General features: G+C 63.5%; 15 protein-coding genes. 9 read left to right on the top strand and 6 right to left on the bottom strand.

Annotated features, from left to right (window positions below; all coding sequences use genetic code 11):
* Positions 1–2 precede the first annotated feature (2 nt).
* Complete coding sequence (locus BUS12_RS04975) at positions 3–1,724, bottom strand: hypothetical protein (protein ID WP_074294514.1); 1,722 nt, start codon at positions 1,722–1,724, stop codon at positions 3–5.
* A 298-nt stretch (positions 1,725–2,022) separates the two neighbouring features.
* On the opposite strand from BUS12_RS04975, the gene BUS12_RS04970 reads away from it, so the two are divergent.
* From BUS12_RS04970 to BUS12_RS04950, 5 genes are read left to right on the top strand one after another with little or no spacing between them, the layout of a single operon-like run.
* Positions 2,023–2,772: a class I SAM-dependent methyltransferase gene (locus BUS12_RS04970; protein WP_074294513.1), complete on the top strand. Its 750-nt coding sequence runs from the start codon at positions 2,023–2,025 to the stop codon at positions 2,770–2,772.
* Complete coding sequence (locus tag BUS12_RS04965; RefSeq protein WP_074294512.1) at positions 2,773–3,771, top strand: phosphotransferase enzyme family protein; 999 nt, start codon at positions 2,773–2,775, stop codon at positions 3,769–3,771.
* On the top strand, positions 3,768–4,640 hold the full coding sequence (locus BUS12_RS04960) for a GTP 3',8-cyclase MoaA family protein (protein WP_074294511.1): 873 nt from the start codon (positions 3,768–3,770) through the stop codon (positions 4,638–4,640). The genes BUS12_RS04965 and BUS12_RS04960 overlap by 4 nt, the downstream gene beginning before the upstream one ends.
* Complete coding sequence (locus tag BUS12_RS04955; protein WP_074294510.1) at positions 4,637–5,689, top strand: asparagine synthase-related protein; 1,053 nt, start codon at positions 4,637–4,639, stop codon at positions 5,687–5,689. Before BUS12_RS04960 ends, BUS12_RS04955 begins: the two co-directional genes overlap by 4 nt.
* Positions 5,690–5,696: 7 nt before the next feature.
* Positions 5,697–6,902, top strand: a complete 1,206-nt coding sequence (locus BUS12_RS04950) for a glycosyltransferase (protein WP_074294509.1) — start codon at positions 5,697–5,699, stop codon at positions 6,900–6,902.
* Here BUS12_RS04950 and BUS12_RS04945 read toward each other — a convergent pair.
* On the bottom strand, positions 6,859–7,494 hold the full coding sequence (locus BUS12_RS04945) for a CmcI family methyltransferase (protein ID WP_074294508.1): 636 nt from the start codon (positions 7,492–7,494) through the stop codon (positions 6,859–6,861). The two genes, BUS12_RS04950 and BUS12_RS04945, sit on opposite strands and share 44 nt — an antisense overlap.
* Between BUS12_RS04945 and BUS12_RS04940 the strand changes: the two genes are divergently transcribed.
* The gene (locus tag BUS12_RS04940) at positions 7,469–8,476 is read left to right on the top strand and encodes a phosphotransferase family protein (RefSeq protein ID WP_253190010.1); all 1,008 of its coding nucleotides are present in this window, start codon (positions 7,469–7,471) and stop codon (positions 8,474–8,476) included. The two genes, BUS12_RS04945 and BUS12_RS04940, sit on opposite strands and share 26 nt — an antisense overlap.
* Here BUS12_RS04940 and BUS12_RS04935 read toward each other — a convergent pair.
* On the bottom strand, positions 8,450–9,070 hold the full coding sequence (locus BUS12_RS04935; protein WP_074294507.1) for a polysaccharide deacetylase family protein: 621 nt from the start codon (positions 9,068–9,070) through the stop codon (positions 8,450–8,452). The genes BUS12_RS04940 and BUS12_RS04935 overlap by 27 nt on opposite strands.
* A 6-nt stretch (positions 9,071–9,076) precedes the next feature.
* Here BUS12_RS04935 and BUS12_RS39215 point away from each other — a divergent pair, with 6 nt between their 5' ends.
* On the top strand, positions 9,077–9,226 hold the full coding sequence (locus BUS12_RS39215; RefSeq protein ID WP_253190009.1) for a hypothetical protein: 150 nt from the start codon (positions 9,077–9,079) through the stop codon (positions 9,224–9,226).
* 149 nt (positions 9,227–9,375) lie between these two features.
* Here the strand turns inward: BUS12_RS39215 and BUS12_RS04930 are convergent, their stop codons facing one another.
* The 3 genes from BUS12_RS04930 to aepX are packed head-to-tail and all read right to left on the bottom strand — an operon-like array spanning position 9,376 to position 13,318.
* Positions 9,376–10,443, bottom strand: coding sequence for a 2-aminoethylphosphonate aminotransferase (locus BUS12_RS04930; protein ID WP_074294506.1), 1,068 nt, complete (start codon positions 10,441–10,443; stop codon positions 9,376–9,378).
* A 2-nt stretch (positions 10,444–10,445) separates the two neighbouring features.
* Positions 10,446–11,618 (bottom strand): phosphonopyruvate decarboxylase, encoded by a 1,173-nt coding sequence (gene aepY / locus BUS12_RS04925; protein WP_074294505.1) that lies wholly within the window; start codon positions 11,616–11,618, stop codon positions 10,446–10,448.
* Positions 11,615–13,318 carry a phosphoenolpyruvate mutase gene (gene aepX, locus BUS12_RS04920; RefSeq protein WP_074294504.1) on the bottom strand — a complete coding sequence of 568 codons (1,704 nt, stop codon included), beginning with the start codon at positions 13,316–13,318 and terminating at the stop codon, positions 11,615–11,617. The genes aepY and aepX overlap by 4 nt, the downstream gene beginning before the upstream one ends.
* A 146-nt stretch (positions 13,319–13,464) precedes the next feature.
* Between aepX and BUS12_RS38685 the strand changes: the two genes are divergently transcribed.
* Positions 13,465–13,788, top strand: a complete 324-nt coding sequence (locus BUS12_RS38685) for a hypothetical protein (protein ID WP_171991594.1) — start codon at positions 13,465–13,467, stop codon at positions 13,786–13,788.
* A gap of 685 nt (positions 13,789–14,473) precedes the next feature.
* Entirely contained in the window at positions 14,474–16,015 is a 1,542-nt protein-coding gene (locus BUS12_RS04910) for a methyl-accepting chemotaxis protein (protein ID WP_074297104.1), read from the top strand.
* Positions 16,016–16,350: the final 335 nt, after the last annotated feature.

Below are 16,350 nucleotides of genomic sequence, written 5' to 3'. Positions count from 1 at the left end.
CTTCAACCGACGCTGGCTAGAGCCATGGCCGGCTGATATTCCTGCCGGGACTCGTCCAGGACGCCGGTCACGGCCTGAGCCAGTTCGTAGTAGCCCTCGCGACGCATGTGGAAGCCGTCGTCGAAAAGCCACTCAATGCCCGTGACGGCGTTGACGTCGATATAGGTCAGATTATCAAGTGCCTTGCACATGTCGACGATGAACGCGTTGTAGCGCTGTCGAAGCGCCTTCTCGTCCGGATTGCTCTCTAGTTTGCGGGTGTTTTCGAGCAGCACCACGATCTTCGCACCCGGCTTGATCCAGGACGAGAGTGTGTGAAGGACCATGCGAATGATCTCGTGGCGCTCCTCGTTGCTCGACGGGACGAAGTTGAAATTCCGCACGAACCAGAGGGCAAGCTCGGACTTCAGGATGTCGCGTACGGCGTCCTCGTCGAGCCGAACCGTCAAGCCGTCCGTCCCGCGAAAGTAGTTGACTTCCATCATCCGGTAGAGCGACAGGACAATCAGGTCGCCCTCCTGCGCGGCATGCTTCAGGGCCAGCATGTCGTCGGCGTTGAAGGCAGGGATGTACGGTCGCAGTTCGCTCTTCCGGACGCGCTCGGGATCGTCGAGGATGAGGAACGGATCGTCGAGGCGCTTCATGAAGCCGTTTTGTTGCCGGTTCGTGAATTCACTCGAGTCGGCCGAGCAGTAGGTCGACAGTTGAAGCATGTCGCAGCCGCCGACGACAACCAGCTTGTACCGGCGCAGCGTGGAAATCACTGCGCTGCGCGAACCGTCCTTGATCCAGTCCACGCTCGCAAAGGTTTCAATGGCATTGGCGACCGGACCGACAATCTCGATGCTGGGCCGGTTCAGGTATTCATAAACGTACTGCTCCACGCCCATATTCATGATGCGGCACGAGAAGACAAAGTGCTCCAGTCGATACTCGCGCAAGGTGGCCAGCGTCATGAAGAAGCCAACGATGCCATAGTCGCCGAACTTGTCCCAGACGCGCACGACGCCGGCATTGAAACCGAAGGCCCGGAGGTCCGCAAGCAGACGGCGGCGCGCCTCTTCGGTTTCGATGCGGCGTTTCGTGTAGTTGAGCTGATTTGAACGATTGATGAGCTCGACGATGCGCTCAATGTTCTCCTCAACCGCGAAGTCGATCTCGATGCGGATCTCGCTCGCGCGCAGGAAGCGCTCGTCGCTGCCTCCCTCTGTTTGCTTGAGGTTCTGCTTCTCGGCCAGCAGGCGGTATTGCTGCAGCCGGGTCAGCTCGCTGTCGTGCGCGCCTTGCAGGAACGGACTGTCCATCAACGCAGCAAGCTGATGTGGACTCTCCAGGCAGACCATGCCTGGGCAACAGTAGCCGGCTTCCGCGAGGACAGACGGATTGTCGTCGATGAAGACGACGTTGTCCGGCCGGAGCTGGAGTGCCGAGACAATGCCGGCAATCGACTTGCCCTTCGGCTGAAAGCTCACGCTGGGCAACACGAAGTAATCCAGCACGTCCAGCTCGCGCAAAGCCGCCAACGCGCGGTCGGGTTCGTTCTTCGAGCAGACCGACGAGATAATGCCGCGGCGGGCCAGTTGCTTGACCATCTCGACATTCTCGGCGATGGGCGTGATGCCCTCTTCGGATAGCGTCCCGTTCCAGAAGGTCTCGTCCAGATCCCAGACGACGAGCTTCACAGCGTTTTTAAGGAGCGGTTTGGCGAAGCTATGGTCGGGCATCGGCGACGGTCTCTTCTCAAGGCAAGGTCGAATGGAAGTGGCGCTCCCAGTAAGCGAACTCCGTGCCAACGTCAACCGCCCTCATCCAAGCGACGAAAACGCTTTCACCGCTAGCCGGATGGATGGCATCCGGCCACGCGACGGCCGTCGTAACCGGTACGCGCAGGCGAGCGTTACGTAACGCAGTGGCGATGGACCCTATCCAACCGGCATACAGGCGGCGGCCGAGGTCGTGACTGCAGTGGATTTCGGGTACATTACCCTTCGATCAAAAATTCTCTTTGCCGCGCAACCAGCCATGCAGGACTCTGCTGTCCCACTCGACCTGTCGGGTCTCGCTCAAAGCCTGTACGCCCAGGGCAGCGAAGAACCCATTCTCGCGCGCCTGATGGAGCGGATTGCGCCGACCAACCGCTTCTGCGTGGACATCGGCGCGAGCGACGGCATGCGCAACAGCAACACCGCGTTACTGCTGCGTGAAGGCGGATGGCAAGGGCTGCTGGTCGAAGGCAGCGACTACCGTTACGGCAAACTCAAGGCGAACTACGGCAGTGCCGATGGTGTCCAGCTTCGCCATGAACGCGTCCAGCCGGACAGCGTGGACCGATTGCTCGTCGATGCAGGCGTGCCTGAAGCGTTCGATCTGCTGTCGATCGATATCGACGGCAACGATTACTGGGTCTGGCAGGGCATCGAAGCCTTCCAGCCGCGCATCGTGGTCGTCGAATACAACCCGTACTACGCGCCACCCGAGCGCTGGGTCATGTGCTTCAACCCCGTGCACGAATGGGACGGCTCGACCTATTACGGAGCCAGCCTGGAATCGCTGCATCATCTCGCCAAACGCAAAGGCTACGAACTGGTGTGTTGCGACGACATGGGCAATAACGCCTTCTTCGTCCGCCGCGATCTGTATCCGCTCCTCGGCATCGCCCGCAACGATCCCTCAGTGCTGTTCCGTCCGGCGATGTACAAGCTGCGCTATGTCGGCCACAACACGTTCCTGAGCGGCCATCCGTATCGCTACGGCCCTGCCGAGCAGATCTGAATGGACCAGCCACCCCGCGCCACCTTCGACGCGATCTGCGAGTCCTATGCGCTGAAGCAAAGCGGGCCCGCGCGCCGCATCAGCGAGCGCGTCTGGCATCTGCCGACCGGAAGCGGCGACCTCGCCGTCAAGCTCTACACCGTCGAGCAGCACACGCGAGCGCACAAGGAAGCCGCCGTCCTCGCGCATCTGGCGACGCATGGCGACGCGCGCTTTCGCGTCCAGGCGCTGCAACGTACGGCAGCGGGCGAACCGGCATGGACCGGCTTCGACGGTCAGGCGATGCTCACACGCTGGGAAACCGGGCAATTTCGCACTTACGACACCTTCACGCCATCCGAGTGGCGCGCGCTCGGTGCGAGCCTCGCGGCCTTGCATCTGAGCCTCGACCGGCTGACGCTGCCGACGCTCGACACGATTCGCGCGCGCCTCACCGCCATCGACGCCGACGACATCCGCCGCAGCCTGCTAGACCCCCTCGACCGCATGCCGCCCGAGGGCGACGCGGCGCTGTTACGCACGTATGTCGATGCGTGCCTGCGCATGCTCGACTCGCACTACCCCGGCAGCATCGACACCTTTCCCGCCGACGATCCGCAGCATCCGATCCACAACGACTATAACCAGTTCAACTATCTGTTCGACGGCGCCCTGCCGCCGGTCATCCTCGACTGGGAAGCGGCAATCGGTGCGCCGCGCGAATTCGAAGTGGTCCGTTGTCTTAACCATCTGCCGCTGGAAGCGCCGGAGCTCGCCGCGGCGTTCGTACGCGCCTATCTGCAAGTCCGGCCGCTGCAGCCCGAACGGATCGCGTGGGCCGTCGATGCCGCCTGTCTGCAGCACGCCCTCAAGCGCTGGGTCGTGCAAGGCTGGCTGAACGATCCACCGCGCTTCGCCTCGCATCTGCACGGCGCGATGAACATGGTCTCGACGATGCTCGGCGCGCGCGGCCGCCTGATCGATTTCTTTTCCCGTTGTCTGGACGCAGGACGCCCATGAACCTGAACGCTCCCGTGAGCACGACGTCGCCCGATGGACGAACGCATGTCTTTCCACCGCCCATGGACCGTCACTATCGCGTGTCCGCAGGACGCGTAGAGACGCGTTCGCTGGAGGCGCACATCGTCGATCACTGCAATCTGACCTGCGCCGAGTGCTGTTCGCTGTCGCCGTTGCTGCCCACGTGGTATGCGACGCCCGAGTCGGTTGTCGACGACCTGCGCAAGGCCGTCAAGGTGCTGAATCCCCGCGTCTTCAAGCTGGTGGGCGGCGAACCGCTGCTGCATCCGCAACTCGTCGACGTGATCCGGGGCGTGCGCACGACAGGTATCGCGCCGGTCGTCTCCATCACGACCAACGGCCTGAAACTCGGCGACATGACGGACGATTTCTGGCAAGCGGTCGATGCGCTGACCATCTCGCGCTATCCGAAGCCGTCGCTCGCGCCCGCTCTGATCGCGCACATCGAAGCCCAGGCAGCACGCTTCGACGTGCGTCTGAACTGGAAGATACAGGACGCGTTCTCGAGCATGACCCGCACGCAGCCATCCGATGATATCGCCGAGGCAAAGCGTATCTATCACGACTGCTGGATTCGCGAACGATGTCACATGATCCGGGACGGCATGTTTTATACCTGTACGCGCCCGGCGCATTTTCAGACCTTGTACCAGGGCGAGCGCGACTTTCGCTCCGACGGTCTGCCGCTGCGCGACGACGCCGGCATGCTCGATGCGCTGCTGGCCTATCTGCAGCGCGAAGCGCCGCTCGAAGCCTGCATGCATTGCTACGGCGGCAGTGCGCCACAGGCGCCCCACCGCATCATGCGGCGCATTGAAGTGGACGCCTTGAAGGCGCGCTATCCATGATTGTCGGCACGCGAGATCTCTTCGGCTTCCAGCGCCTGCTCTACCATCCGCGCAGCGGCACGTGGGCGCCCAGCATCCGGCAAGTACTCCTGGGATCGGGGCATGCCGCCGGCGAACCCGACGTGGCCGCTATTGCCGGCTATCTAAGCGGCGCTCGCCCCGTCGCACGCACGGTGTTGCGCGACGTGCTGGCCGTTCCGCCCGGCCATGCGCTGCTCCAGTCGCCGCTCGGCCTCGAAGTACGCGACGCGTTCAACCAACCGGTCTCCAGCGATCTGGAGACCGTGCTGCGCGATTCGCTGCAACGTGCGCTCGAAAGCGGCAAGCGCGTCGCACTCGCCTTGAGCGGAGGTCTCGACTCCGCGCTTCTGCTTGCACTGCTGCGCGAACTCGGCGCACAGCGGCACGTGACCTCGTACATTCTGGCAACCGGTATGCCCGACTATTGCGAGGAGGACGCCGCGCTCGAACTGGCGACGCAGATGCAGGCCAACGTGAAGATCGTGCGGGTGAGCGAAGCCGACTTCGTTGCCGCGCTGCCCAGGGCGACGCACATTGTCGAAGAGCCGATGTTCAACCTGCACCCGGTCGCGAAGCTGCTATTGGCCGAAGCGATGGCCGAGGACGGCATCGAACTCGCCATTACCGGCGACGGCGCCGACCAGGTGCTGCGCCGCGATCAGTCCGCCAACTATCTGCCGCTATGCAACGCGTTGTTCGGGGCGGCGTCGGTTAGCCTGTGTCCGCCGTTTGTGGACCCGAACGTCGTCGCGCATCTGACCAGCATTCCACCCGATCCGAACAAGCAGTGTCTGCGCGAACTCGGCGGACGTTTGCACCTGCCGGAGCGGCTGGTGCACGGTCCGAAGCGTGGCCGGCTGGCGCCTGCGATGGACCTCGGCGAGTGGCTCGAGCGCGACCGCATCCGCGCCCTGGCCGACTCGCTCGAGCTGCCCGCTCCCACGCTCGAAGCCGACACGGAACGTGTGCTGTGGACGACCTTGACACTCACTCTGGACCACCTGGGCGCGATCACGCGCTCACTATAAAACGACCATGAAACGTATCCTGTTCTGCGTGGTGCCCGAAAAGGGACACGTCAACCCGTGCATCGGCCCCGCCCAGCATCTGCAGGCGGCGGACTGCGAAGTCGCGTTCTACGCCCCCGCCGACATCAGCGCACAACTCGACGCTGCGGGCGCCTTCGCTTTTCTCGGACCGCGCGAAACACCCGAGCGCCACGATCTGTCGCGCGGTGCGAGTTTCGCCGCGAACATTCGCGACGCCGCCTGGTTGCGGCGCTGGATTCACACGCTGCTGATCGAACAGACGCCCGCGCAGGTGGACGGCCTGCGCGCGATCTTGCGGCAGTGGCGACCCGACGTGGTGGTGATCGATCCGCTGCTCTACGCATCGGCTATCGCCGCGGAGCTGGAGGGCTTGCCGTGGGTCGCGATGTCGAACTCGCTGAATCCGGTGCTGCCGGATTCGCTCGACTCGGAACTGCTCAGCACGGTGCGATGGCTCACGCCGGAACGCGACCGCCTGTTCGCACGCTATGGAATCGAAGCGCGCTTTCGCGGCTGCGACGTGCTCTCGCCGCACCTGACGCTCGCCTTCACCACCGAGGATCTCGTCGGCGAGCCGCCGCAAGGCGTCGAGCTGGTCGGTCCCGCGCTGCCGGCCGGCCCGCGCGGCGACGAGCCGCCTTTTCCGTGGGAACGCATCGACGCGTCGCGTCCACTCGTCTATATGTCGCTGGGCAGCCAGTTGTACTACCAGCCGGAGCTGTTTGCGAAAGTCATCGAGGCGACGCGCGCCACCTCCGCGCAGCTCGTGCTGTCCGTCGGCGAACTGGTCGACACCGACCTGCTGCCGGCTGCGGACGAGCGGGTCATCGCCGTACGCTACGCGCCGCAACTGGCCCTGCTGCGGCGCTCGCACGCGTTCATCAACCACGGCGGCGCCAACTCGGTGATGGAAGCGCTGGCATGCGGCGTCCCCATGCTGCTGTCGCCGTTCTGCAACGACCAGTTCCATTCCGCGTGGTTCGTCGAACGGGCCGGCGCAGGACGTTGCCTGGATCTGGAGCAGGCAACGGTGCAGGATATCGCCACCGCGCTCGGCGATCTGCTGCGCCCGGGTCCGCTGCGCGAGCGAGCCGCGCAGATCGCCGCGAGCTACCAGCGCGACGGCTCGGCGCAGGCTGCGCGCCTGATCATCGAACTCGCTTCAGGAAGCCGCCCGGCGACAGCGTCATGAGCACGCGGTCTTCGATATCGCCGTCGACTTCGAAGCGCGTGTCGCGAGCGAGGAAAGCCTGCGCGGCGGTGGCGGGGTTGTTGCCCCTTCCGTAAGGCTTGCCATGAAACATCCGCTCCGGCAGGTATTCCATGATGGTGTCCATGACGATCACGTAGCTGCCAGGCGTCGCGAGTCCCGCGTAGCATTCCAGCTCGCGCAGGACGTGCTCGTGCGTGTGCGTGAGGTCGAGGATCACCATCACGGAGGCGCAGCCGTCGATCTGTTCGCGGACCGACGCCAATGTCGCGGCCGAGCACGATTCGCCTTCGATCAGCACCATGCGATGCGCCAGCCGGTTCGATTGCAGACGCGCCTTGACCTCGTCGCGCAGGCGCGGCTCGATGGCGACGACGCGGCCCGCGATGCCCGTTTGCACGATGCAGTCGGGGCGTTCGCGCCAGATCAGTTCCTGGATCGCGAGCATGTCGCCCGGCAGATGAAAGAAGCGCTCACCCAGCCAGCGCGTATGGAACAGATGGTCGAACTCGGCTGCGCGCGTAAGCCATTCGATATTGATGTCCCGCATGCGGGACGAAATTCGCTCGGACATGATCGATGCAATGATGAATGACGTGGAAAGACTCGAACTGCTGCTGATGAAGCACTGGGACATCCGGCCGACGCGGATTCAGGCGCTATCGACGGGCCATACTAACAAAACCTATCGCATCGACTGCGGCTCGCGCGCTGCCGTGCTGCGCGTCTCATGGCCCGGCAAATCCGCGGATCAGGTCCAGCGCGAAGCATCGATGCTGGATCGTCTCGGCTCGTCGCCGCGACTGCCCACGCTGCCGCGGTTTCAATCGACCTTGAACGCACAGCCGTACGCGCAAGCCGAAGACGGAAGCTGGTTGCATCTGTTCGAGCACATTGACGGCACGCCCGGTCTGCCTGACGGGGCGGAGTCAGCCATCGCCGACGCGATGCATACGCTCGCCCATCTGCATGCGGCGATGGCGACAATCTCCGCGAACGCGTCCGATCCGCTCGCGTGGCTCAACGAGCGCTACGCACGCGTTTCTTCACGACCGGCGCCGCCTTTGCCCGCGATCCTTCTGGAGCACTACGATGGGGTGCTGCGGCGGATCGGCATGCATCTGGCAGCGGCGGCTGCGTGGATTCGCGGACCGGCGCGCTGGCTGCACGGCGACTATCACGCCGGCAACCTGCTGTTCGCCAATGACACGGTGACGGGTGTGCTCGATTTCGACGACGTCGGGCAAGGCGCGCACTGGCTGGAAGCCGCCTTTGCACTATTCGCACTCTCGCGCGACGCGACCGATGAAGACCGTTTCACTTTCGACGTCCGGCATTGGGATACGGGCCTGCGTGCCTACGCCGCACTGCAGCCTGACGACGAGGCATCTGAGCTGATACGCCTGAAACGCGACGCGCTCGTGGACCTGTTCTGCGCGGACCAGTTGTTGATCCATCTGGAAGCCGCCCAGCGCGGCCTCTGGATGCCAGGTCCCGGCATGGGCTTCCTGGCCTGCTGGCGACAGTTACTAGCCAGCCCCTCGCCCGTTCGCTAACGGGCCGGTCTGCCAGCCCGGATCGCTGAGCAGCAACCGCACTGCCTCGACGGTCGCGGGCCGCGCTTCCGCGAAGCGTGAACCGTCGTGCAGGCAAAACAGCACATCTAGCCCTAGCGCCATTCTGTCCGCGATATGCCGACGCATGCTCTCCGCGAGCGCATGGGGCGACGGCGGCGGCCGACACCAGTCGTCGAGGATCGCCGTCCATCCCGTGTGGCTGCGCTTCAGGCGCGTCAGCACGTCGCTGCGCACATCCTGCGGTTCCAGACCATAAGGAAGCCGTAACGGAATCGAGGCCGGCTCCGGCACGCCCGCGAGCCGATAGGCCTCGCGGATCAGCGCATCGGTTCGCTCGATTTCATCGCTCAACACGGCATCCGACACCGCACCCGGCCGGGCATGCGAATACGTGTGATTACCCAGCACGTGTCCTTCGCGGACCGCGCGGGTTGCCACGTCCATCGCCTGCGCCAAGTTGCTTCCCAGCACGAAGAACAGCGCCTGACATGCGCTCGCGCGCAATACGTCCAGCAGTGCAGGTGTCGACGGTCCTGGACCGTCGTCAAAACTCAATCGCGTTGATGGGTGCATGTGGGTATGACCGTGGTCGAACTGGCGCAAGCCATCGAGCGGGATGGCTTTGACGGCATCTGGCTGACGGACTTCGATATGTGCGGCGTGGAGACCGCACGGGCTTCAGTTTCCTCGTTTCCCTTGTTCGAATGCGCGTTCGCCCTAGTCGCTTGACCTATAGCAAGGTCAGCGAGCATTCGCTTTCCTAACTAAAGGAAAGAACGGCAAGACCCCGCGCAATCGGAGGCCTTCCGTTGCGCGGGACATCCGTTTGGAGTTAGCGGCAGCGCGGCTGCCGCTAACTCACAGCAACGCAGCCCGGTTTACCGCGTCAACTCGCTAAACCCTTGCAGCAACCGCTCCACATCCGCCGGATGAATGTTGCCCATCGTCGAGATCCGGAACAGCTCCGCCGACAGCCCACCCTGCCCCGCATAAATCACGAAGCCGCGCGCCTTCAGTGCATCGTGCAGTTGCACATAGCTGATACCCGCCGGCAAGCGATAAGCCCGCAATACCACCGACGACTGCTGCGGCGGCAACGCGCTCTCGATACCACGCTCGGCCAGACCTGCGCGCGCCTGCTCCGCGAGCGCCGCATAGCGCGCGTGACGCGCGGTCCAACCGCCTTCGTCGGCCAGTTCGCGCAACGCCTCGACAAGCGCGTAGTAAGCATGCACCGAGGGTGTGAACGGCGTATTGCGCTGATCCTGCAGCTTCGCGAGACGGCCCAGGTCCAGATAGTAGGTCCGGCTCGCCGCCTGCTTCAGCGCCTCGCGCCGCACCACCACAAACGATGCACCCGGCACGCCATGCAGACACTTGTTGGCGGTCGCCGCCACGGCAGCAATACTGCTGTCGGCGAAGTCGATCGCCTCGGCCGCAAAGCTGCTGACGCCGTCCACCAGCAGACGCACGCCGCGCGCGCGGCACACCGCCGCAAGCGACTGCAGATCGTTCAGGCGGCCGGTGGTGGTCTCATGATGAATCACCGCCACATGCGTAAAGCCCTCGCCGGCATCGAGTCGTGCGGCGATCCGCTCGAGATCGGGGCCCTGCATCCAGTCGTGCTTCAGCGCTTCGTGCGCGATGCGGTACTGGCTGGCAATCTGCGTAATGCGCTCGCCGTACACACCGTTCTCGATCACCAGCAGCTTGCCGTTCTCCGGCACAAGGCCGGCAATCATGCTTTCGACCGCGGCCGTACCCGAACCGGTCATCAGCACGGCCTGCCATTCGGCGGGGTCGAGCTTGTAGATGTCCAGCAGACGCGTGCGCGCTTCTTCCTGCAGATCGAAGAACTCGCTTTCGCGATGGCACAGGTCAGGTTGCAGCAGACTCTGCCGCACGCGCTCCGTCAACGTCACCGGACCGGGATTGAGCAGCAGCATCATTAGGCTCCTTGAGCGGTGCCGATGTGGCGCATCAGACGCGTCTTCACATCCGGCGGGGTAATGGTGGGACGCGGCAAACCGTCGGGCGTGCCGCGGCGAATCGCGAGGCGCACGAAACGCGGGCCGTCGAGCTTGGGCGACGTGAGCACTTCGTCGAGCGTGGCGAGGTCGTCGCCTTCGACTGCCGACGCGTAACCGCAAGCCGCCGCGACGCCGGCAAACGACACCTGGGCGGACACCGTGGCCTGGCCGCCGGTCGAATCGTGCGCGCCGTTGTCGAGCAGCACGTGCGTCAGATTGGCCGGGCCGTACGCGCCGATCGTCGCGAACGCGCCCATGCGCATCAGCGCGGCGCCGTCACCGTCGATGGCGACCACATGCAGGTCCGGACGCGTGAGCGCGAGACCCAGTGCGAACGGCGTGAGGCAACCCATCGAGCCGACCATGTACAACTGGTTCGAGCGGTCGTCGAGCGCATACAGTTCACGGCCGCAAAAGCCGGTGGATGCGAGCACCACCGTCGACTCCGGCGGCGTGTGCGCAATCACGCGCTGCAACGCGGCCTGACGCGTCGGCAGCGCATCCGTCGCCACCCCGTGCCACTGCGTTTGCGGCACGCACGGCGTGCGGCGCGCACCGCTCGCGCCCTGCTTCAACTCATACGGCGCCACGCTGCCCTTCTGCATCACCAGCGCGTACGGACGGCCGGTCTCGTTCATGTGGGCGATTGCGCGGTCGAGCGCCGGGCCGATGGCGTCGGCTTCGGTCGGGAAGGTCTCCCACGGAATTTCCATGGTGTCGAGCATCGCGGGCGTAACCGGGCCCATCAGCGCATGCTGCGGCTCGTCGGCGACGCCGGGCTGGCCGCGCCACGTGACGATCAGCAGTTGCGGCAGACGGAACGTCCACGTCAGCGACGTGAGCGGACTCACCGCATTGCCGAGGCCGGAGTTCTGCATCATCGTGACGCCGCGACGGCCGTTCTGCGCGCCGAGCGTGACGCCGGCGATCAGCGCGACTGCGTCGCCCTCATTCGCTGCGGAAACGTAATGCAGCGATGGATCCTGCAGCACGTAGTTGATGAACGGCGTCAGGTACGAGCAGGGCACCCCGGCATACCAGTCGAAGCCACGCTCGCGCGCCGCTTCGACAAACTGTGCAGCTTCGATCATTGCGCCTCTCCGCCGGCGGCGCCCGTTGCGAGCGGCGCTTGGGCGTGGGCGAAATCGCCGGCACGACGGAAGTCTTCCAGATCGTTGACGCCGCGCCAGTGGCCGTGCACGTATTGCACTTCGATCGCTTCACCGGCTTCGATCAGTGCGTTGAGCAGCGCGGGCATATCGAGCTTGTCGAAATCGGGGCGCGCGCGCAACGTGGTCAGCACGGCGTGCAGACGCTCACGGCCTTCGCCGCGCACGTTCAGCAGACCGACCCAGCGGCCGTCCGGCAGCTTGGCTTCGCTCGAATCCGCGTCCTGCAGTTCGCTCGACACGCGCTTGAGCAGCACCTTGTTGCCGAACAGGCCGCGATCGTCGGGCGACGAGCACCATGCGAAGTCGCGCACGCTCTTGTTGACCGGCTCGGTCAGCGACGAATCGACCACGACGCTGAACGGCGCTTCGCTTTCGACCAGATCGCGCACGATGTAGCTGCGGAACAGCAGGTCGCCGTAGGAGATGACCGTGTCCGACTTGAGGGCGTCGACGGCGCAGGCGAGCGAGGCCAGTTCGCCGGTTTCCGCGTGGCGTTCGTTGACGACCAGCTTGATGCCGGCGGTTTCGATGGCGTCGGCGCGATAGCCGCCGACCACGGTGATGTCGTTGACGCCCTGCTTCTTGAACGCGTCGACGAGCCAGCGCAGCAGCGGCTTGCCGGCGATCGGCAGCATGACCTTGGGACGATCCGCCGTCACGGCTTCGAGACCGACGCCGCGGCTGGCGGCGAGCACGACGGCGGACGCCGAGGCGCGCGAAGCCGACAGGTAGCGGTCTTCGGCTTCCGAGTACTCGTCGGCGTCTTGCAGACGGAAGATTTCGTTGACGGAGGCGATGCGGTCTTCGACGTCGACGAGCGTTTCGCTGGCGTGAATTTCCTTGGCGACGGCCTGCATGGCCGAAGTTGAGGCGCGGATCAGATGGTTTGCCCAGATGACGGTGCTGATGCCGGCTTCGCGGAACACTTCGGTGGGGGTGCTGTAGTACTTGGTCGGCACGATGACGAGCGGACCGCGGCCGGCCCATTCGCGGGCGAACTCGAGGATTTCGTCGGGACGCGACAGCTTGCTGTGAATCAGGATCGCGTCGGCGCCGGCCTGGCGATAGGCTTCGGCGCGACGCAGGGCTTCGTCCATCCCCCAGCCGGCGATGAGCGCTTCGACGCGTGCGACGATGGAGAAGTCTTCGTCGTTTTGGGAGTCTTTACCGGCTTTGATCTTGCCGCAGAACTCGTCCATTTCGGCGAGCGGCTGACGTTCGCCGTTGATGAAGCTGTTGGTCTTGGGGAACTGCTTGTCTTCGATGCAGACGCCGGCGATGCCGCGCTGTTCTAGCTTGCGGACGAGGCGGCGGACGTTATTGAAGTTACCGTAGCCGGTATCGCCATCCAGGAGGATGGGGAGATCGCTGGCATCGGCCATGAATTCGAGGTTATCGACGACCTGGGTCCAGCTTGCTTCGTTGTTGTCGCGCACGCCGAACTGGGCGGAGATGGCGAGCCCGGAACCCCAGATGGCCTTGAAGCCGGCTTCGCGGACGATGCGAGCGGAGAGGCCGTTATGGGCTTCCATCATGAATTCGAGCTGGGTGCTGGTGAGCATCTGGCGCAGACGGCTGCTGCGGGAGGCGGCGATAAAGGCGGGTTCGCGGGCGTTCATAGGGGTGGGTTCTCCTGCTTGTCGGGGTGCTGGCTGCTTGTCGGGGTGCTGGCTGCTTGTCGGGGTGCTGGCTGCTTGTTTGCTGTTTGGTTGCCGGTTGGGGCTCTTTTATTGCCTTCGGCGGTTTGGGGAGATGGACACTTTTCATGGGCGTGTCACTCTCCTATGCACCTCTCCTGCCGGCGAAAAAAGTGACTATAACGGATGCGGTTGGTTTTTGCTTTTTTGCTCTCTTTTTATGGCGATTTTTGGTGAAATGTGGGGTTTTTTGTTGTTCACTATCTGGCTTTTTTGCTTTTTCTGGTTTTTATTATTTTATGGGTTTTATTCTGTTTTGCTTTTGGGTTTTTTATTTTTTTGTTTTGGTTGTTTTACTAGAATTTTGGCCTTTCCTTGTATTCTTAGTGGTCTATTTGCGTCGCCCCTGTGCGGGGCAGCACTTACTTTCTTTGCCGCCGCAAAGAAAGTAAGCAAAGAAAGCGGGCTCACCCCGCCAGCTTTTAGATGTCCACCACTCAAAATAACCCGAAGTGGTCCGAGACAAGACCGTCTATCGCACCACCCGCATTAGTGACAAAGGGCTCATCCACCCCACTCCGCACTCCGTGCGTCGCGGATGGGTTTGCATGGGAAACCGGTGGAGTTGCATTATCTCCGGCCTTCGCCGAACCCGTTATGCCGGGCGGCGGGGCGCGTAGCGCAACGCTGGAACGGATGACTGCTTTGTCACCGGCACGTGTGGTGCGAGAGAGCGTCTCGTTTTGGGCCGTTCCCAGTAGCAGACCTAGATGGCTCACTACGAGCTAGCGGTTGCAGCCCGCTTTCTTTGCTTACTTTCTTTGCGGCGGCAAAGAAAGTAAGTGCCGCCCCGCACAGGGGCAACGCCAATAGACCACTAAGAACACAAGGAAAGGCCAAAATTCTAGTAAAACAACCAAAGAGCAAACCCACCCCAGAAGAAAACCAAAAAAAAGCAATAAATCAGACAAATGAAAAAAAGGCGAAAAACTAGGGTTCCCCCCTACTACGCAACAAACCCACCGAAGCCGTTAAACAGCACAGGCACCTGCTGCAACCCAGCGCCGCAGGCGAAAAAAAGCAGCCACAGAAAACCGACCAAACCCAACCCCAGATGGAACCCGCGCAATGCACACCATGACCTTGAACAGAAAACTCGGGTCGATGATCGTCGTGTTATGGATCGGCCTGATCCTGATCGGCGGCTTCGGCGCGTGGCAGAACCGCGCCTCCATGATCGCCGAGCGCCGTGATCAACTCACCGCCGTCGTCCAGGAATCCGTCAGCGTCATCAACCACTACTACACGCTCTCCCAGCAACACACCCTCAGCGAACCCGACGCCCAGAAACAGGCGCTCGCCGCCCTCGCCTCCGTCCGCTACGGCAAAGACGGCTACGTCTCCGTCAACGACTCCCAGCCAGTCGTGCTGATGCACCCCATCAAGCCCGAACTCGACGGCAAAAACATGGCCCAGTTCTCCGACCCGGCCGGCAATCATCTGTATGTCAACATCGTCAACGCCGGTAACCACGACGGCGGCGGCTTCGTCCAGTACATGTGGGCCAAACCCGGCCACGATCAGCCCGTCGACAAAACCAGCTTCTCATTGCGCTTCGCCCCCTGGGACTGGTACGTCGTCAGCGGCATGTACATGGACGACGTCCAGCAAACCTTCTATGCCAATCTGGTCCTGTGGCTCATCATCACCGCCATCCTCGGCGGCATCGCCACCCTCGTCATGATCCTCGTGTTGCGTAGCGTGCGCCGCAGCCTCGGCGGCGACCTCGAAGTCGCCGTCGTCGCCGCCCAACGCATGGCAAGCGGCAACCTCGCCGTCGGCGTGCCAGTCCATCAGCGCGACACCGGCAGTCTGCTGCACGCCCTCCATACGATGCAGGCCGGCCTCGTCGAAACCGTCTCGCGCGTGCGCACCGGCACCGAAAACATCAATGTGGGCGCCACCGAAATCGCCGCCGGCAACACCGATCTCTCGCAACGCACCGAAGAACAGGCCGCCGCGCTCGTTCAAACCGCGTCGAGCATGGATCAGATGACCGTCAACGTGAAGCAGAACGCCGAAAGCGCCACCCAGGCCGCGCAGCTCGCCGGTCAGGCCGCCGACGTCGCCACGCGCGGCAGCCGCGTCGTCGACGACGTGGTCCGCACCATGGGCGAAATCACCCATAGCTCGCGCCAGATCGGCGACATCATCGGCGTGATCGACGGCATCGCCTTCCAGACCAACATCCTCGCGCTCAACGCAGCCGTCGAAGCCGCCCGCGCCGGCGAACAGGGCCGCGGCTTCGCCGTCGTCGCCGCGGAAGTGCGCAGCCTCGCGCAACGCTCCGCCACCGCCGCCAAGGAAATCAAGGCGCTCATCGAAACCTCGACGCACACCGTCGAAGCCGGTGCGTCGCTCGTGGCCAACGCTGGTTCTACGATGGGCGAGATCGTGCAGTCGGTGCGTCGCGTGAACGAAATTCTCGAGGAAATCAGCCACGCCTCGCGTGAACAGAGCGCGGGCATCGAACAGGTCAACCGCGCGGTGGGCGAGATGGATCAGGTCACGCAGCAAAACGCCGCGCTCGTCGAACAGGCCGCCGCCGCCGCGCATTCGCTGAAAGACCAGGTGGGTGTGTTGCGCGAAGCCATCTCGAGTTTCGCGCTGCCGGCCTGAACGCCTGGCTCCAGGACGCGCACCGTCCTTGAAAAGAGGGCGCCCGGGAGGCACGTCATTGCGAAGTGCTTGCTGGTCGGGCGCCCCTAAACACGCCGCGTCGGAGAAGACGCATTAATCGAACGAAGCAGCCGCACGGATTTTTCAGTCCGCGCGGCTTTTTCTTTTGGCGTGCCGCACACACGTCACGCGCGCCTTGCATAGGCCTCGCATCTATATTACGTTCTTATTACAATCATGGCTTCGCTGTCCGCTTGCCGGCCGCGCGGTTGCACCAGCAGCTCAAGGTCTTCACCGCCGCCAATACGGGCGGCGCACACTAACCCGGCCCATGC

The sequence above is a fragment of the Paraburkholderia phenazinium genome (assembly GCF_900142845.1).
GTDB lineage: Bacteria > Pseudomonadota > Gammaproteobacteria > Burkholderiales > Burkholderiaceae > Paraburkholderia > Paraburkholderia phenazinium_A.
This window is presented reverse-complemented; position numbering and strand designations above follow the sequence as displayed.